The organism is Bradyrhizobium sp. CCBAU 65884, assembly GCF_028128835.1.
GTDB lineage: Bacteria > Pseudomonadota > Alphaproteobacteria > Rhizobiales > Xanthobacteraceae > Bradyrhizobium > Bradyrhizobium ottawaense.
Window position 1 is genome coordinate 62,802 of sequence record NZ_LBJU01000124.1, and the last position, 17,100, is coordinate 79,901.

Annotated in this window: 15 protein-coding genes; 7 read left to right on the forward strand and 8 right to left on the reverse strand. The window is 65.6% G+C overall.

The genetic code is table 11. The features are described 5' to 3' along the window. Nucleotides 1–34: 34 nt before the first annotated feature. Complete coding sequence (locus XI03_RS25235) at nucleotides 35–991, reverse strand: N-carbamoyl-D-amino-acid hydrolase (protein ID WP_080670082.1); 957 nt, start codon at nucleotides 989–991, stop codon at nucleotides 35–37. Between the two features lie 151 nt (nucleotides 992–1,142). Between XI03_RS25235 and XI03_RS25240 the strand changes: the two genes are divergently transcribed. Together XI03_RS25240 and XI03_RS25245 are read left to right on the forward strand one after the other, a co-directional pair. Then, nucleotides 1,143–2,069, forward strand: coding sequence for a LysR family transcriptional regulator (locus XI03_RS25240; protein WP_028140371.1), 927 nt, complete (start codon nucleotides 1,143–1,145; stop codon nucleotides 2,067–2,069). A gap of 122 nt (nucleotides 2,070–2,191) precedes the next feature. Further along, entirely contained in the window at nucleotides 2,192–2,896 is a 705-nt protein-coding gene (locus tag XI03_RS25245) for a type 1 glutamine amidotransferase (RefSeq protein WP_271593621.1), read from the forward strand. Between the two features lie 161 nt (nucleotides 2,897–3,057). Here the strand turns inward: XI03_RS25245 and XI03_RS25250 are convergent, their stop codons facing one another. The 7 genes from XI03_RS25250 to XI03_RS25280 form a co-directional block, all read right to left on the reverse strand. Then, nucleotides 3,058–3,525, reverse strand: a complete 468-nt coding sequence (locus XI03_RS25250; RefSeq protein ID WP_271593622.1) for a nuclear transport factor 2 family protein — start codon at nucleotides 3,523–3,525, stop codon at nucleotides 3,058–3,060. Between the two features lie 93 nt (nucleotides 3,526–3,618). Continuing rightward, nucleotides 3,619–4,068 carry a tol-pal system-associated acyl-CoA thioesterase gene (gene ybgC, locus XI03_RS25255; protein WP_094893331.1) on the reverse strand — a complete coding sequence of 150 codons (450 nt, stop codon included), beginning with the start codon at nucleotides 4,066–4,068 and terminating at the stop codon, nucleotides 3,619–3,621. A gap of 69 nt (nucleotides 4,069–4,137) precedes the next feature. After that, nucleotides 4,138–5,058: a metallophosphoesterase gene (locus tag XI03_RS25260; RefSeq protein ID WP_095424707.1), complete on the reverse strand. Its 921-nt coding sequence runs from the start codon at nucleotides 5,056–5,058 to the stop codon at nucleotides 4,138–4,140. 129 nt (nucleotides 5,059–5,187) lie between these two features. Next, nucleotides 5,188–6,222 (reverse strand): Holliday junction branch migration DNA helicase RuvB, encoded by a 1,035-nt coding sequence (ruvB, locus tag XI03_RS25265; RefSeq protein WP_193375324.1) that lies wholly within the window; start codon nucleotides 6,220–6,222, stop codon nucleotides 5,188–5,190. A 149-nt stretch (nucleotides 6,223–6,371) separates the two neighbouring features. Next, nucleotides 6,372–6,989 carry a Holliday junction branch migration protein RuvA gene (gene ruvA / locus XI03_RS25270; protein ID WP_271593623.1) on the reverse strand — a complete coding sequence of 206 codons (618 nt, stop codon included), beginning with the start codon at nucleotides 6,987–6,989 and terminating at the stop codon, nucleotides 6,372–6,374. A gap of 217 nt (nucleotides 6,990–7,206) precedes the next feature. Next, nucleotides 7,207–7,734: a crossover junction endodeoxyribonuclease RuvC gene (gene ruvC, locus XI03_RS25275; RefSeq protein WP_271593624.1), complete on the reverse strand. Its 528-nt coding sequence runs from the start codon at nucleotides 7,732–7,734 to the stop codon at nucleotides 7,207–7,209. 235 nt (nucleotides 7,735–7,969) lie between these two features. After that, nucleotides 7,970–8,716, reverse strand: a complete 747-nt coding sequence (locus XI03_RS25280; protein ID WP_038971391.1) for a YebC/PmpR family DNA-binding transcriptional regulator — start codon at nucleotides 8,714–8,716, stop codon at nucleotides 7,970–7,972. 210 nt (nucleotides 8,717–8,926) lie between these two features. Between XI03_RS25280 and XI03_RS25285 the strand changes: the two genes are divergently transcribed. The 5 genes from XI03_RS25285 (at nucleotide 8,927) to XI03_RS25305 (ending at nucleotide 16,891) form a co-directional block, all read left to right on the forward strand. Next, nucleotides 8,927–10,672 (forward strand): methyl-accepting chemotaxis protein, encoded by a 1,746-nt coding sequence (locus tag XI03_RS25285; protein ID WP_028142018.1) that lies wholly within the window; start codon nucleotides 8,927–8,929, stop codon nucleotides 10,670–10,672. Nucleotides 10,673–10,850: 178 nt separating this feature from the next. After that, the gene (locus XI03_RS25290; RefSeq protein ID WP_271593625.1) at nucleotides 10,851–12,275 is read left to right on the forward strand and encodes a methyl-accepting chemotaxis protein; all 1,425 of its coding nucleotides are present in this window, start codon (nucleotides 10,851–10,853) and stop codon (nucleotides 12,273–12,275) included. A gap of 634 nt (nucleotides 12,276–12,909) precedes the next feature. After that, nucleotides 12,910–13,374: a (2Fe-2S)-binding protein gene (locus XI03_RS25295; protein ID WP_028142020.1), complete on the forward strand. Its 465-nt coding sequence runs from the start codon at nucleotides 12,910–12,912 to the stop codon at nucleotides 13,372–13,374. 8 nt (nucleotides 13,375–13,382) lie between these two features. After that, a complete protein-coding gene (locus XI03_RS25300; RefSeq protein ID WP_271593626.1) occupies nucleotides 13,383–15,551 on the forward strand; it encodes a xanthine dehydrogenase family protein molybdopterin-binding subunit in 2,169 nt (722 codons plus the stop codon). After that, nucleotides 15,548–16,891 (forward strand): c-type cytochrome, encoded by a 1,344-nt coding sequence (locus XI03_RS25305; protein ID WP_271593627.1) that lies wholly within the window; start codon nucleotides 15,548–15,550, stop codon nucleotides 16,889–16,891. The genes XI03_RS25300 and XI03_RS25305 overlap by 4 nt, the downstream gene beginning before the upstream one ends. The last annotated feature ends 209 nt before the right edge of the window (nucleotides 16,892–17,100 follow it).

Consider the following 17,100-nt stretch of genomic DNA (forward strand, 5'->3'; position numbering starts at 1 on the left):
CTCCTTTGCCAACGCCGCGACCGGCCGTTTGAAATCAATCCGCATCGAGAACGGCCGGCTCGATGACGCCTGCACGTTCAGTGATCACCCTGTATTGCTCCGGCCGCCGGTGGGCGGCGAAGTTGAACATCTTGTCCTTGCCCTGGCGACACAGGTCGAGATCGATGTCGGCGACGATCACTTCATCTGCGAGCGTCTGCGCCTGCGCGACGATGCGCCCATTCGGATCGACGATGCAGGAGCCGCCGATCAGTCCGGAGCCGTCCTCCTCGCCCGCCTTCGCCACCGAGATCGCCCAGGTCGCGTTCATGTAGGCGTTGGCCTGCGTCACCAATGTCGAGTGGAAGGTGCGCAGGGCGCCGTCTTCGGTGGTGCCGCCATTGGGATCGTAGGCAGCCGAATTGTAGCCGATACAGACAAGCTCGACGCCTTGCAGGCCGAGCACGCGCCAGGATTCCGGCCAGCGGCGATCGTTGCAGATCATCATGCCCATGATGGCGTGGGCCCAGGCCGAGCCGGCGCGGAAGGCGGGAAAGCCGAGATCGCCATATTCGAAATAGCGTTTCTCGAGTTGCTGGTAACGTGCGCCCGGCCGCGGCTCCACCGAACCCGGCAGGTGAACCTTGCGATAGCGGCCCAAGATCTCACCGTCGCGATCGACCAGGATGGCGCAATTGTAGCGGCGGCCGTCAGCGGTCTGCTCGGCATAACCGACATAGAAGCCGACGCGAAGCGCCCGCGCACGATCGAACAGTTTAGCCACCGCAGGGTTCGGCATTCCGCGCTCGAAATAACGGTCGAGCGCCTCACCCTCGAGCAGCCAACGCGGGAAGAAGGTGGTGAAGGCAAGCTCGGGGAACACCACGAGGCTGGCGCCGCGGCCGGCCGCCTCCTCCAGCAGTGCAAGCATCCGCGACAACGTATGCTCGCGCGTATCGGCTTTTTGCGTCGGCCCCATTTGAGCGGCGGCGGCGCGAAGGACACGAACCAAGTTTGCCTCCAATCTGTGCGCAGTGCTGCCTCAATGGGCGAATGAACCCTTTGATGCGACGTGCAAATCCGCTGCCATTACGGGCGAGCGGGGCTGCAAAATCAATTCGTTCTGCTATGATGTTTTGGCCCTGAGTATAATCGGCAGTGATATGAACCTGCGTCAGCTCGAAATCCTGCGCGCCGTCATCCGCCATCGCACCACGGTCGCGGCGGCGGACGAACTGGCCCTCTCGCAGCCCGCGGTCAGCAATGCGCTGAAGACGATGGAGGCGCAGGCGGGCTTCGCGCTGTTCGAGCGGGTCAACAACCGGCTGTTTCCGACCGCGGAAGCGATGGCGCTGTACAAGGAGAGCGAGGCGATCTTCGCGCTGCACGCAAAACTCGAGAACCGCGTGCGCGATCTGCGCGAGAACCGCTCCGGGCACCTTGCCATCGTGGCGACGCCGCCGCTGGCCTACAGCATCATTCCCTCCGCGCTGTCAGGCTTCCTGCGGCGTCGCCCGGAGACGCGCGTGTTCTTCGACGTGCGCCGCTACGAGGGCATCATCGAGGGCGTGCTCAGCCGTGTCGCCGAGCTCGGCTTCGCGCTCGGGCTGACGCATCATCCCGGCATCGCGCACGAGGTGGTGCATACCGGCGAGATGGTGTGCGTATTGCCGCCGCAGCACCCGCTCGCCGAAAGGCCCGTGATCTCGGCTTCGGATCTGTCCGGCCTGCCTTTCATCGGGCTCGAACGCGGCACGCGGCTGGGTGAAGCCGTGCGCGACAGTTTTGCCCGCGCCGGCGCGCCGTTTCAGCCGACCGTCGAGGTGCGCTACTGCAACACGGCCTGCGTGTTAGCTGCCGCCGGCGTCGGCGCCGCGGTGGTCGATCCCTACTCGCCGCGACAGAACGGCGGCAGCGGCCTCGTTGTCCGCCCGTTCACGCCGACGACGCACGCGGTCGCCTATATGCTATGGTCGGAAGCCGAGCCGCTGTCGCGCCTGGCCAAGGCCTTTCTCAACGAGGTCCGCAAGGAAAGTGCACTGCTGGAGCGTACAGCGTCACACCAGCAATATAGGGCAGAAGGCGGCTGAGCATGATCCGGAAAAGTGTGAAGCGGTTTTCCGGAAAGATCATGCTTGAACAACAAACAAAGCGCGATGACGATTCATTCTGATCTCATCGCGCTTTGGCTTCGCAACCTTCCGGGGGGCACATGGCACGCATCACCATCATCGAGACCGGACAGGTCCCGCAAAAATATCGGGAGCAGCACGGCTCGTTCCCGGACATGTTCGAACGCATGGTCCGCACCGAGGACCCGACGGCCACGGTGGACGTCGTCAGCATCCCGAACGGCGACGCGCTTCCCGATCCGGGCAAGCTCGAGGCCGTGCTGATCACCGGCGCGGCAGCAGGCGTCTATGACGGGCTCGACTGGATCGCGCCACTGGAGCATTTCGTCCGTACCGCTTACGCCAACAAGACGCCGATGGTCGGAATCTGCTTCGGCCATCAGTTGATCGCGCAGGCGCTCGGCGGCACCGTGCGCAAGTCGGAGAAAGGCTGGGGCATCGGCCGGCACGTCTATCAGGTGCTGCCGGAGAACGGCGTCATTGCCTGCGAGGAGGTTGCAATCGCCGCCTCACATCAGGATCAGGTGATCGAGCCGCCCAACGACGCGCTGACGATCCTGTCGTCGGAGTTCACCCCGCATGCCGGCCTGCTCTACGCCAATGGCACGACGCTGACCGTGCAGCCGCACCCGGAGTTCGACGTGGCGTTTGCGCAAGTGTGCTGCGATCTGCGCGACGGCAAGGCTCCGGATGACGTGGTGGCGGCGGCGCGCGCATCGCTGGCCGAGCCGATGGACAATGCGAAGCTCGGTGGGGCGATTACGCGGTTTCTGGCAAGGCGGTGAGACTTCACCTCGCCCCGCTTGCGGGGAGAGGTCGGATTGCATCGAAGATGCAATCCGGGTGAGGGGGACTCTCCGCGAGTCCGTCTGCCATCGAATTTGCTGAAGCAGCCCCTCACCCCAACCCTCTCCCCGTAAGAACGGGGAGAGGGAGAGGAAGCGCCTCAGAACGGACTCTCCCCCAATCCCGGCACATCGGCCGGCCGCGGCCCCGGCGCGGCCCAATGAAAGCGGCGGTCCTTCTCCGCAATGGCGATGTCGTTGATCGAGGCTTCGCGCCGCTTCATCAGGCCGTGCTCGTCGAACTCCCACTGCTCATTGCCGTAGGAGCGATACCACTGGCCGCTCGCGTCGTGCCATTCGTACTGGAAGCGCACGGCGATGCGGCTCTCGTCGAAGGCCCAGAGGTCCTTGATCAGGCGGTAGTCCTGCTCCTTCTCCCATTTGCGGGTGAGGAACGCGACGATGGCCTCGCGGCCCTGCAAGACCTCTGAGCGATTGCGCCAGCGGCTGTCCTCGGTATAGGCGAGCGAGACCCGCACCGGGTCGCGTGAATTCCAGGCGTCCTCGGCCATGCGGGCCTTTTGCGCGGCGGTCTCACGGGTGAAGGGCGGAAGCGGCGGGCGCGACATGATGGCCTCATCGGTTGGTCGAGGCCGCAATCTATCGCCGCGACTGGTGGAGTCGATAGGCCATCACAAATCGGGCGATCACTTATCGGGCGATCAGGAAATCAGATCGGCCTTCATCAACGCGCGGATCGATTTCGGGATCGGCTGGGCGCGGCCGCCGCTGATGAAGGCGACGCGCACCTCGGCCTTCACCAGAACCTCCTCGCCGCGACGCACTTCCTGCGCCAGCATGATCGAGGCGCCCTTCACCGCAACAGGCCAGGTCACGACGTCGAGCACGTCGTCCATCCGAGCGGGTTTCAGGAAATCCAGATGCATCGAGCGCACCACGAAGGCAAAGCCGGCACCTTCGGTCTCCACCTGGTCGAACAGCGCCTGCTGCTCGGCGCCCATCAGCCGGAGGTGATTGGTGCGGCCGCGCTCCATGTAGCGCAGATAATTGGCGTGATAGACGATGCCGGAGAAATCCGTGTCCTCGTAATAGACGCGGACCTGCATGTGGTGGCGGCCGTCGCGGATCTCGCCGTCGAGATGAGCTGTCACGTCGCGAGCCTCTTCGCTTGTCGCTAACCGCCCCGTTTTGCGCAAAAACGGCCGGACGCGCAAGCGCAGCTAGGACACGGCGAGCCCTGTCCTTCCCAGCGTCACCTCGACGATCTCGGGCGGCACGCCGACGCGGATCGGCATGATGCTGCAACCGAGGCCACCGGAGACAATGAGGTCGCATTTCAGCCGGAAGTGGCCATAGGCGAGGCGCAGGCCGTTCTTGGGCGAAACCGCCGGCGACCAGCCAAGCAGGCGAACCTGGCCGCCATGGGTATGACCGGACAGTTGCAGCGCGACGCGCCCGGGTACGAGCGGCGCGATGTTGGGCTCGTGCGCGAGCAGGATGACCGGCGCATCGTCGGTGACCTTCGCCAGCGTGGCGTTAAGATCGTCGGCGCCGAAGCGGCCGATGCTGCGGAAGCGCCGCGCCGGCAGGAAGGCCAGCTGATCGCCGAGCCCCGCAAGCCAGAACGGGCGGCCGTCCTTGGTGAGGCGCACCACGTCATTCTCGTAGACGGGGATGCCGGCCGTCTCCAGCGCGCGATGGGCGATCGTCGGCCCATACCCTGCCTGCTGCACCGTCCTGTCGTCCCAATAATCGTGGTTGCCCATCACGGCATGGACGCCGAGCGGCGCCTTCAGGCGGGCCAGCACCCTCGCCCATTCGCGCGACGGGATGAGGCGCGTGACCTGGTGCACGCCGGCGACATAGTCGCCGAGCAGCACGACGAGGTCGGCCTTCAGCGCGTTGGTGCGGTCGACGATCGACTCGATCCGCTCCAGCGACATCCAGGGATCGCAGGCATGAATATCGGCGATGGCGGCGATCTTCAGCGGAAGATCCGCCGGCCATTGCCGCGGCGTCGGATGATAGCGGGTGACGCGGAGCCGCAGCACCGGCTCGATGCCGACGCCATAGGCGGCGGTCGAGACGCCGAGGGCGGACAGACCGCCGATGGAACGGATGAGATGACGGCGCGTGATCATGAAGACCCGATCGTAATGCGCCTTGTTGATGCGGTCCGATTGGAGCGGAATTGGGGTGCGTTCGTGCAGAACGTCTGCACGAGATTACCAGAAATTCATGATAGAAGGAGCGCGCTGCATTGGCGCAGCTCAGTCGTCGCTCTCGTCCGTGCCGAACAGGCCGAATTGTGCCGCCGCATCGCGCGAGGGCTCGGCGATGCCGAGATGGCGGAAGGCATGCGAGGTGAGCAGACGGCCGCGCGGGGTGCGCTGGAGATAGCCGCACTGGATCAGATAGGGCTCGATGATGTCCTCGATCGCATCGCGCGGTTCAGACAGTGCAGCAGCCATGGTCTCGACCCCGACCGGGCCGCCGCCATAGTTCATCGCGATGGTCGTGAGGTAGCGACGGTCCATCGCGTCGAGGCCCGCGGCATCGACCTCGAGCGCGCTCAGGGCGTGGTCGGCGATCTTGCGGTCGATCTTGTCGGCATCGGCCGCCGAGGCGAAATCGCGCACGCGGCGGAGCAGGCGGCCGGCGATACGCGGCGTGCCGCGAGCGCGGCGCGCGATCTCGTTGGCGCCGTCCGCGCTCATGCCGACATTGAGCACCCGTGCCCCGCGGGTGACGATGCTTTCGAGTTCCTCGATGGTGTAGAAGTTGAGCCGCACCGGAATGCCGAAACGATCGCGCAACGGATTGGTGAGCAGGCCGGCGCGCGTGGTGGCGCCGACCAGGGTGAATTTCGACAGCTCGATCTTCACCGAGCGCGCCGCCGGGCCCTCGCCGATGATGAGGTCGAGCTGAAAGTCCTCCATCGCGGGATAGAGCACCTCTTCCACCGCCGGGCTCAGGCGGTGGATCTCGTCGATGAAGAGCACGTCGCGCTCTTCGAGATTGGTGAGTAGAGCTGCGAGATCGCCGGCCTTGGCGATGACGGGACCCGACGTGGCACGAAAGCCGACGCCGAGCTCCTTGGCCACGATCTGCGCCAGCGTGGTCTTGCCCAGGCCCGGGGGACCTACGAACAGGACGTGATCCAGCGCCTCGCCGCGCTTGCGCGCCGCCTCGATGAAAATGGAGAGGTTCTTGCGCGCCTGCTGCTGGCCGACGAAATCGGACAGCGATTGCGGGCGTAGCGCGGTGTCGCCGACATCGTCGCTGCGGCGCTCGGGCGAGACCATGCGGTTGGCCTTGGGATCGCTCACTCAGCGAACTCCTCGTAGGGTGGGCAAAGGCGCGCTTCGCGCCGTGCCCACCATGTCTCCGATCGGTTGAAAGATGGTGGGCACGCTGCGCTTTGCCCACCCTACGAGACCGACCATTGCCGCGCTCACTTCGCCAGTTCCTTCAGGCCGAGGCGAATGAGCTGCGCCGTCTCGGCATTCTCGCCCGCGCTGCGCGACGCGGATGCAATGGCGGCGGCCGCCTGCGGCTGGCCATAGCCGAGATTGACCAGCGCCGAGATCGCGTCCGCCACCGGGCGCGGTGCCCGCTGGTCGTCGACGGCGCCGGCAAGATGCACCACAGCCGGATCGACATTGGCGAAAGCCGGCGCCTTGTCCTTTAATTCGGTAACGATGCGCTCGGCGACCTTGGGGCCGACCCCGGGCGTGCGCGCCACCGCGGCCTTGTCGCGCAGCGCAATGGCGTTGGCGAGATCGGACGGCGCCAGCGTGCCGAGCACGGCGAGCGCGACTTTTGCGCCGACGCCCTGCACGGTCTGGAGCAGGCGAAACCATTCGCGCTCCTGGTCGGTGCGGAAGCCGAACAGTTTTATCTGGTCCTCGCGGACATAGGTCTCGATCGACAGCACGGCGGCCTCGCCCGGCTTGGGCAGATGTTGCAGCGTGCGCGCCGAGCAATGCACCTGATAACCGACCCCGCCGACGTCGAGGAGCACATAATCCTCGCCGTAGGAATCGATCAGGCCCTTGAGCTTGCCGATCATCGCTGCGCACCCACTGCTTGAAGGACGCGCGGCAATGTCGGTGCGTTCCCTCCCCCCTTGTGGGGGAGGGTCAGGGAGGGGGGTGCCACACGGGGATTCTCTCGAGAGCGCGAGGACGGCGTGCCCGGCTCATCAACGACGGCAACACTGCTGCTGCGGCTACCCCCCTCCCCAGCCCTCCCCCACAAGGGGGGAGGGAGCTGTTCGAGCGTGCAACTCATAACCCCGCCACCTTCAGCCTGAGCGCGGTGCTCTGGCGGTGATGGGCGTGGGTGATGGCGATGGCGAGCGCGTCGGCGGCGTCGGCGGACGGCGGCTCGGCCTTGGGCAGCAATATCTTCAGCATCATCGCGATCTGTTGCTTGTCGGCATGGCCGGCGCCGACCACGGTCTTCTTGACCTGGTTCGGCGCGTATTCGGCGACAGAGATACCGAACATCGCGGGCGCCAGCATGGCGACGCCGCGGGCCTGGCCGAGTTTCAGCGTCGCAACGCCGTCCTTGTTGACGAAGGTCTGCTCGACCGCGGCTTCCATCGGCTGATGGTTCGCGAGCACGGCCGCGAGCCCCTCGTGGATCGCGAGTAGCCGGCGCGCCAGCGGCAAATCGTCCGGCGGTTCCACCGAACCGCAGGCGACATAGATCAGGCGATTGCCCTCGGCCTCGATCACGCCCCAGCCGGTGCGGCGGAGGCCAGGGTCGATGCCGATGATGCGAACGGGGCCACGAATCGGGAGCGCAGTCATGGGCCAGTGATAGCGGCTGGCTGCCGTGGGGGAAACAGAAACAGAACGGAAGTAACAGGGGAAGTGGCGTCTGGTGCCCCGGGCGCGACGCAGCGCAAAGCGGTGCGGCGCTGAACCGGGGCCCATTTTGCCACCGATGCTTAGAGAACGATGGGTCCCGGCTCTGCGCAGCAGCGCACCGGACGATGCTTCGCATCGCCGGGGACGCTGCAGCGCGTCCGGGACACGGTGAACTTCAGCCGCCCATCTTCGCGACCAGCGCGTCTGACACCTCGAAATTGGCGTAGACGTGCTGGACGTCGTCGTGCTCGTTCAGCAGATCCATCAGCTTGAGCAGCTTCTCGCCGGTCTCGTCGTCGACCGCGACCGTGTTCTGCGGCTTCCAGATCAGCGCGGCCTTGCGCGGCTCGCCGAACTTGGCCTCCAGCGCCTTGGCGACGTCGCGATAGCCCTCGGTCGAGGCATAGATCTCGTGACCGGCTTCGCCGGAGACGACGTCGTCGGCGCCGGCCTCGATCGCGGCATCGAGCACGGCATCGTCGGAGGCCACGCTGCGGTCGTATTCGATGATTCCGGTGCGATCGAACATGAAGGACACCGAGCCGGTTTCGCCGAGATTGCCGCCCGACTTGGTGAAGAAGGAGCGGATGTCGGAGGCGGCGCGGTTGCGGTTGTCGGTCAGCGCCTCGACGATGACGGCGACGCCGCCGGGGCCATAGCCCTCGTAGCGGATCTCGTCATAGTTCTCGCCCTCATTGCCGAGCGCCTTCTTGACGGCGCGCTCGATATTGTCCTTCGGCATGTTCTCCTGGCGCGCCGCGATGATGGCGGCGCGCAGGCGGGGGTTCATGTTGGGGTCGGGCGTGCCCAGCTTGGCCGCGACGGTGATTTCCCGCGCCAGCTTGCCGAACAGCTTCGACTTCTGGGCATCCTGCCGCCCCTTGCGGTGCATGATGTTCTTGAATTGGGAATGTCCGGCCATGCGTGGTCTCTCGGGGGTCTCTTGGAAGCGTACGCCAATGAGGGTGGGAAACGCGGCCTTATAGGCCGCCAACCCACCGGAATGAAAGGGTCTCGGATACCTTAAGGTAACACCGTACAGGCCCCTGCCTAGAGGTGAGGCATCGTTAACCCTGACTTCATTCCAGCCTGCGAAAATAACCTCCGAGCGTCCCCCGACAAGAGAGACCTGATGGCATTCGGACTATTTCGGAAGCGTCTGCCGGATATGGCCGCGCCGGTGGCAGCCGCAGAGGCCGCGCCGCCGGTGACCCAGTCCGAGCCCGCCCCAGCCGAAGGTGATTCGGCACGGGAGATCCTGGAATTACTGGAACTCGAGCTCGGCGCGATGATCCGCCAGCTCGAGCGCGCCGCCAATTCGGTGGCGGGCGGCGCCGAAGCGACCGCATCGACGCTTGCCGCCATCCGCGACCGCACCGACGCCCTGACCGGCCGGACCAATGCCGCGCAATCGACCGCCTCGACCTTCGCCCATGCCGCCGACAAGTTCACCCAGTCCGCGCTGGGGATCGGAGCGCAGGTTCGCGAGGCCGGCAAGCTCGCCGACGAGGCCAGCGCCGCGGCGCAGGAAGCCCGCGCCAATGTCGATCGCCTGCGCGAATCCTCCGCCGCCATCGGCAATGTCGTCAACCTGATCGCGCAGATCGCGCGGCAGACGACGCTGCTCGCGCTCAACTCGACGATCGAGGCCGCACGCGCAGGCGCTGCCGGAAAAGGCTTTGCGGTCGTCGCAACCGAGGTCAAGGCCCTCGCGGTGCAGACGCAAGGGGCGACGGAAGAGATTACGAAGAAGATCGACGCGCTGCAGCGCGACGCCGCCGGCTCTGCCGATGCCGTGCACCGCATTTCGCAGGCGATCGAGGCGATCCGCCCGGTCTTCGAGACCGTCAACGGCGCGGTCGCCGAACAGAACGCCACCACCAGCGAAGTTTCCGGCAACGCCGCCAGCGCCTCGGAGTTCATCGTCTCGGTCGGCGAGAGCGCAGCCGAGATCGATGCCGCGACCAAGGCCGCCGAGAGCCACGGCGAGAACGTCGCCAGTGCCGGCAAAGCCGTCACCACCTTCGCACAGAAGCTGAAATCGCGCTGCGCCGTGCTGCTCCGCCAGAGCGAGCACGACGACCGCCGCAAGACCGAACGGCTGCCCTGCCATCTCAAGTTCGAGAGCCCGCGCGGCGTGATGCCGGTCTATGAAATCTCGATGGACGGCGTGCTGATCGGCGGCGCGGATGCAGGCCGGCTTGCACCGCAAGCGATGATCGAAGGCACCCTCGAAGCCGTCGGCGCCTGCCGCCTGCGCGTGGTCGAGCAATCCAAGGCCGGTGCCCGCGCGCAATTCGCCAGCCCCAATGCCGAGCTCCGCGAAAAAATCGAGGACAGGCTCTGGGCGATCCACGAAGAGAACACGGAGTTCGTCACCCGCGCCATGGAAGCGGGCAACGCGCTGACCCAGATCTTCGAGCAGGCCGTTGCCCGCGGCGAAGTCAGAATCGACGACCTGTTCGACACCGACTACGCCGAAATCGCCGGGACCAATCCGCAGCAATACCGCACGAAATATCTCGACTGGGCCGACCGCGCGCTGCCGCCGTTCCAGGAGGTCTTTCTGGCCAAGGACCAGCGCTTGGCGTTCTGCGCCATGGTCGACCGCAACGGCTTCCTGCCGGTGCACAACAAGATCTATTCGCACCCGCAGCGGCCGGGCGACGTCGCCTGGAACACAGCCAATAGTCGCAACCGCAGGATATTCAACGACCCGGCGGGGTTGGCGGCCGCACGCAACCTGCGCTCGTACCTGGTGCAGAGCTATGCGCGCGACATGGGCAATGGGAATACGGTGATGATGCGCGAGATCGACGTTCCGATCCGCGTGCAGGGCCGGCACTGGGGTGGATTCCGCACGGCCTACAAGCTCTAGATCCTGGTCCGAAAAAATGTCCCGCAATTTTTCGAGCGGAATAGAGAAATAAGGCGCGAATTGCGCCTGAGTGCACGCTCAGGCAAGACGCCGACCGCGAATCATCCTTTTAAACTGAATTGGAATGGGAATGCCGCCGTGAGCCGGGGTGCGGCTCTGACTGGAGGACTCATCGAACATGTCCGTCGTACAACTTGCAGTCATGGACACCGGCTCCAATCGCACGCTGGCCGAGCGGCTGATCGATCAGCTTGCCGACCGCATCGGCGGCCTCGGCGTGGAACTCGCCGATATCGCCGGCAACGTCCAGGAAGTCGCGAATCGCGTCGCAAACCAGTCAGAACGGTTCCACCATCTCCAGGAGACCGCCGAGACGATGGTCTCGGCCAACCACGATATCGCCAATGCATCGCAGGCCGTGCAAACCACCACGTCCGCGGCGGTTGGCGAGATCGCGCAATCGCGCAGCGCCGTCGACACCGCGGTCAACCACATCTCCGAGCTCGTCGCGGCGGTGGAGCGCATCGAGGCGCGCCTCAGCGCCGTCGGCTCGGCGCTGGCGCAGGTCGCGAAAGTCTCCGGCTCGATCGAGGCGATCGCGAAGCAGACCAATCTGCTGGCGCTGAACGCAACCATCGAAGCCGCCCGCGCCGGCAATGCCGGTCGCGGTTTTGCCGTGGTGGCAAGCGAGGTGAAGAACCTCGCGGAAGCCACCCGCCAGGCCACGCACCAGATCTCCGACACCGTGCGCGATCTCGACGGCCAGATCGAAGGCCTGATCGGCGAGAGCAGCGACGCCTCGCAGCGCGCCAAGACCGCAGGTGAAGGCGCGCAAGCGATCTCCGGCATCATCTCGCGGGTTCAGCAGGGCTTCGCCTCCGTGGAGGCGGAGATCGGCAGCGTCACGCGCGCGGCAACCTCCAATCTCGGACATTGCGACACCGTCATCAGCGAGCTGAACGAACTCGCCAAGGGCGTCGACCTCTCCTCGCGCGATCTCAAGAGCGCCGATCAGCGCGTGACAAAGCTGCTCGACACCTCCGAAGGCCTGATCGCGCTGATCGCCGACAGCGGCGTCGAGACATCGGACGCACCGCTGATCCGAATCGTCGTCGAGACCGCGAAGCGGATCTCGACCGAATTCGAGGCCGCGATCGATCGCGGCGACATCACGCTCGACCAGCTCATGGACGAGACGTATCGCGAAATTCCCGGCACCGATCCAAAGCAGTACCTCACCAACTACGTCGACTTCACCGACCGCGTACTGCCCGCGATCCAGGATCCGATCCAGAAATCCGATCCCCGCATCGTGTTCTGCGTCGCCTGGGCCAAGGGCGGCTATCTGCCGACCCACAACCCCAACTACCGCCTGCCGCAGGGCAAGGACCCGGTCTGGAACAACGCCAATTGCCGCAACCGCCGCCTGTTCAACGATCGGGCAGTGCAGAAGGTCGCGGCGAACACCAAGCCGTTCCTGCTCCAGACCTACCGGCGCGACATGGGCGGCGGGCAGTTCGTGCTGATGAAGGACCTGTCCTCGCCGATCGTGATCCGCGGCAAGCGTTGGGGCGCCTTCCGGATGGGTTTCCGGCAGAGCTGAGGGCCGCTCAGTCAAAAATCTGAAAAACAACCCCATGCACAGTAGCCGGGGCGTCCGAAATCAATGGCTTACGCCGGCAGCCTCCGGCCCGTTTTGACTCGTCGGGCAAAACAAGGGCACAATGCTATTATTCCGAAGTTCGGCATCCGAGCTTGGCAAGGCCGGAGCAAGCGCCTCGTCCTTCGAGACGCCCGCTCACGCGGGCTCCTCAGGATGAGGCTTCACTGCATCGGTGTCCGGTTGAAACTGCTGCTGCGGACTCCGTCCTCATCCTGAGGGCCCGCCGGAGGCGGGCGTCTCGAAGGATGGGCCGCAGGCGAGGTTCGCCGTCGCGCGGCTCTCCGGTCACGAAACTTTCCCAATCGCACGACTTTCGTCATCGCATGATTTTGCGCATCCGCACGACAATCTGCGGTGATCGACGACGCGCGCGCCGAAAAAGCATCAAAACATGACGATTATCATATCAATTAGCCCAAAACGCTGGCAGCGAGCGCCGCACAAATTCGTGAACGTCATGGGCTGACGCGTCAGCAGCGCAAATATGCATTGCCGGAGATTGCGACGCTTCATTGTCGCGCGCGAATTGGCTGACTAGATCGACGTAAGCGATCGAGCGAGCAAGGGGATGCATATGGCAACTGTTCTCACCATCAACGGCGAAACGAAATCGTTCGATGCGCCACCTGAAATGCCGCTGCTGTGGGTGCTGCGCGACATCCTCGGAATGACCGGCACCAAGTTCGGCTGCGGCATCGCGCAATGCGGCGCCTGCACGGTGCATGTCGACGGCAAGGCCGTGCGCTCCTGCGTCCTGCCGGTCAGCGCGGTCGAGAACCGCGCCATCACCACGATCGAACATGTCGGCAGCACGCCTGCGGGCGCGAAAGTGCAGAAGGCCTGGCTCGACCTCGAAGTGATCCAGTGCGGCTATTGCCAGTCCGGCCAGATCATGTCGGCCGCCGCATTGCTGGCCGCTACGCCCAATCCTGACGATTCCGACATCGACGCTGCGATGGCCGGCAACATCTGCCGCTGCGGCACCTATGTCCGCATCCGCGAGGCCGTCAAGCAGGCCGCCAACGGCCGTCAGTCCTGAGGTCCACCATGAATGCACATAACAGCGTCTCCCGCCGCGCGCTGCTGACCGGCGGTCTCGCCACCGGTTTCCTGCTCGCCTTCCATCTGCCGCTGCGCGCGGCCGTCAACGAACCGGTGCAGCCGCCCGATGCAACCGAGGGCAAGTTCGCGCCCAACGCCTTCATCCGCATCGACGAGACCGGCCGCACCGTGCTGATGATGCCGCAGGTCGAGATGGGCCAGGGCACCTATACCTCGATCTCCGCCGTGCTCGCCGAAGAGCTGGATGCCGACTGGAGCAAGGTCGAGGTGCAGCACGCCGCGCCGAACGACAAGCTCTACGGCAATCCGACCTTCGGCCTGCAGGTCACCGGCAACTCCAACTCGATCCGGGCCTGGTGGACGCCGCTGCGCAAGGCCGGCGCCACCGCGCGCGCGATGCTGGTGCAGGCCGCGGCCGCCCAATGGGGCGTCGAGCCCGCGAGCTGCACGGCGTCGAAGGGCGAGGTCGCGCATGAAGCCAGCGGCCGCAAGCTCGCTTACGGCGCGCTGGCGCTCGCTGCCCAGGGACAGACCCCGCCGAAGGATGTCGCGCTGAAGGACCCCAAGGACTTCGTCATCATCGGCCAGCCGCTGAAGCGACTCGACACGCCCGACAAGGTCAACGGCAAGGCCGTCTACGGCATCGACGCGATCCTGCCCGGCATGAAGTTCGCGACCGTCGCCGCCTGCCCCGTGTTCGGCGGCAAGGTCGGCAAGGTCGACGACAGCGCCGCGGTGAAGCTCCCCGGCGTGCGCAAGGTCGTGGTGCTCGACGACATGGTCGCCGTGATCGGCGATCACATGTGGGCGGCCAAGAAGGGCCTCGAAGCCCTCAAGATCGAGTGGAATGAGGGACCCAGCGCTGCGATCACCACGAGGGATGTCTGGGACGATCTGCGCAAGGCCAGCCAGAAGGACGGCGCGGTCGCCAAATCCGACGGCGACATCGCCAAGGCGCTGGCGAGCGGCGACAAGTTCGAGGCGGCTTACGAGCTGCCGTTCCTGGCGCATGCATCGATGGAGCCCATCAACGCCACCGTCCATGTCAAATCCGATTCCTGCGAGATCTGGACCGGCACGCAGATCATGACGCGCGTGCAGTCGGAGGCGGCGAAGGCCGCTGGGCTTGCGGTCGACAAGGTCATCGTCAACAACCATCTGCTCGGCGGCGGTTTCGGCCGCAAGCTCGAACCCGACATGGTGATCGCGGCGGTGAAGATCGCAAAACAGGTCGACTACCCCGTTAAGGTGGTGTGGACCCGCGAGGAGGACATCCAGCACGACGTCTACCGTCCGGTCTATCGCGACCAGATCACGGCGTCGCTGGTCGACGGCAAGGTCGCGGGGTGGAAGTACAAGGTTGCCGGCTCCGCCGTGCTGGCGCGCTGGCTGCCGCCGGCGTTCCAGAAGGGCATCGACATCGACGCGATCGATGCCGCGGTCGATGCGCCCTACGACTTCGCCAATTTCCACGTCGAATATGTCCGCGCCGAGCCGCTGTCGGTGCCGACCGGCTTCTGGCGCGGCGTCGGCCCGAACAACAACGTGTTCGCGGTCGAATGCGCGATGGACGAGCTCGCGCGCAAGGCGGGCAAGGACCCGATCGAGTTCCGAAAGTCCATGCTGACCAAGAACCCGCGCATGCTCGCGGTGCTCAACCAGGTCGCGGAGAAATCCGGCTGGGGTCAACCGCTGCCTCCGCGCGTCGGCCGCGGCGTCTGCGTGCAGCCGTCATTCGCGAGCTTCATCGCGACCGTGGTGGAGGCGGAGATCGACGACATCGGCGAGATCGTGCTCCGCCGCATCACCTCGGTGGTCGACACCGGCATTGCCGTCAACCCCGACACGGTGAAGGCGCAAATCGAGGGCGGGCTGATCTTCGGCCTCACCGCCGCGCTCTATGGCGAGATCACGATCGACAAGGGCCGCGTGCAGCAGTCGAACTTCCACGACTATCGCATGATGCGCATCAACGAGACGCCGAAGATCGAGGTGATCGTCGTCAAGAGCGGCGAGGCGCCCGGCGGCATCGGCGAGGCCGGCGTCAACGCCGGACCGCCGGCGCTGCGCAACGCGATTCTTGCCGCAACCGGCGTGGCGCTGCGGCGCCTGCCCATTGACCGAAAACTGCTGGCTGCGGGGAAGAAGGCATGAGCGGGAAGATGCGTATCCTCACAAGCGTCGCTGCGATCGCCATCCTCGCAGCAGGGCTCGGCGTCTGGATCATCCGCGGGCCCGGCCCGTTCGATTTCTCCGGCGGCACGAAGGTGGCGCTGGCGGATTACCGCGCCGGCAAGCCGACCGGCGTGCCGGCCAAGCTGGAGAAAGCGAGCCTGGTCGAACGCGGTGAATATCTCGCCAAGGCGGCCGACTGCATGGTCTGCCACACCAAGCCCGGCGAGAAGGATTATGCGGGCGGGCTCGCCTTCAAGCTGCCGTTCGGCACGCTCTATTCCACCAACATCACGCCGGACAAGGACACCGGCATCGGCAATTACAGCGACCAGGATTTCCTGAACGCGGTCCAGCACGGCCAGCGCCGTGACGGCGCCCGGCTCTATCCGGCGATGCCGTACACGTCCTACACATTCATGACCGACGCCGACGTGCTGGCGGTGAAGGCGTATCTGTTCAGCCTGCCGGCGGTGCGCGCGAAGGCGCCGGAGAATACGCTGTCATTCCCGTTCAACCAGCGCTGGGCCATGATTGCCTGGTCGGCCGTGTTCAATCCGGACACGCGCTTTGCGCCTGACACGTCGAAGAGCCCGGAATGGAACAGAGGCGCGTATCTTGTCGAAGCGCTGGCGCATTGCGGCGAATGCCACACCCCGCGCAATCTCGGTTTTGCGCTGGATAACCGCAAGAAGTTCGCCGGCGCGATCACGGCGGGCTGGCGCGCCTTCAACATCTCCTCCGACAAGGCGACGGGTCTCGGCAACTGGAGCGACCAGGATCTGATCTCGTATCTGTCGCTCGGCCATGCGCCGGGCCACGGCTCGGCCTCGGGCCCGATGGGTGAAGCCGTCGACCACAGCTTTAGCCAGTTCGCGCCGGAGGACATCAGCAGCATCGTTGCTTATCTGCGCAGCGTGCCGCCGGTGCCCTCGCCCGACCTGCCCGCCACCACGGCACCCGTCGCCCTCGCCTCGCACAAGGACGGCGTCACGGCGGACGCACGCGGCAAGAAGGTGTTCGCCAGCGCCTGCGCCAGCTGCCACGGCTGGAGCGGCGAGAGCCCGGTCTCGCCGATGGCAACGCTGACCGGCACCTGGGCCGTCAACGACCCCGCCGCCACCAACGTCGCGCAGATCGTGCTGTCAGGCACCAAGCGCCACACGCCCGATGGCGCGCTGTCGATGCCGGCGTTCGGCAACGCCTACACCGACGACGAGATCGCGGCGGTGGCGAACTACGTCACGGCGCGGTTCGGGACGAAGGGCTCGAAGCTGACGGCGAAGGATGTCGCGGAGATGCGGGGACAGACGGCGGAGTAGCACGGTGGCGGTACTTGCAGCGAGATTGATGCGCAATCGCGCGTGTCAATCTCCGCTGTCGTCCCGGACAAGCGAAGCGCAGATCCGGGACCCATACCCACAGGGAGTGGTTTGGCGAGAATTCGGAGTGGGAGCTTTGCCTCACACTTCTCCTTGTGGGTATGGGTCCCCGCGTGCGCGGGGACGACACTGAGTTTGACGCGCCGCTA

What these genes read in the sequence shown, in the direction of transcription:
- XI03_RS25280 (WP_038971391.1), bottom strand. Translation starts at nt 8,716, where the DNA reads ATGGCCGGACATTCCCAATTCAAGAACATCATGCACCGCAAGGGGCGG.
- XI03_RS25305 (WP_271593627.1), top strand. Translation starts at nt 15,548, where the DNA reads ATGAGCGGGAAGATGCGTATCCTCACAAGCGTCGCTGCGATCGCCATC.
- ruvB (WP_193375324.1), bottom strand. Translation starts at nt 6,222, where the DNA reads ATGGTCTCGCCCGAGCGCCGCAGCGACGATGTCGGCGACACCGCGCTA.
- XI03_RS25240 (WP_028140371.1), top strand. Translation starts at nt 1,143, where the DNA reads ATGAACCTGCGTCAGCTCGAAATCCTGCGCGCCGTCATCCGCCATCGC.
- XI03_RS25290 (WP_271593625.1), top strand. Translation starts at nt 10,851, where the DNA reads ATGTCCGTCGTACAACTTGCAGTCATGGACACCGGCTCCAATCGCACG.
- ruvC (WP_271593624.1), bottom strand. Translation starts at nt 7,734, where the DNA reads ATGACTGCGCTCCCGATTCGTGGCCCCGTTCGCATCATCGGCATCGAC.
- XI03_RS25260 (WP_095424707.1), bottom strand. Translation starts at nt 5,058, where the DNA reads ATGATCACGCGCCGTCATCTCATCCGTTCCATCGGCGGTCTGTCCGCC.
- XI03_RS25245 (WP_271593621.1), top strand. Translation starts at nt 2,192, where the DNA reads ATGGCACGCATCACCATCATCGAGACCGGACAGGTCCCGCAAAAATAT.
- XI03_RS25300 (WP_271593626.1), top strand. Translation starts at nt 13,383, where the DNA reads ATGAATGCACATAACAGCGTCTCCCGCCGCGCGCTGCTGACCGGCGGT.
- XI03_RS25295 (WP_028142020.1), top strand. Translation starts at nt 12,910, where the DNA reads ATGGCAACTGTTCTCACCATCAACGGCGAAACGAAATCGTTCGATGCG.
- ruvA (WP_271593623.1), bottom strand. Translation starts at nt 6,989, where the DNA reads ATGATCGGCAAGCTCAAGGGCCTGATCGATTCCTACGGCGAGGATTAT.
- XI03_RS25285 (WP_028142018.1), top strand. Translation starts at nt 8,927, where the DNA reads ATGGCATTCGGACTATTTCGGAAGCGTCTGCCGGATATGGCCGCGCCG.
- XI03_RS25250 (WP_271593622.1), bottom strand. Translation starts at nt 3,525, where the DNA reads ATGTCGCGCCCGCCGCTTCCGCCCTTCACCCGTGAGACCGCCGCGCAA.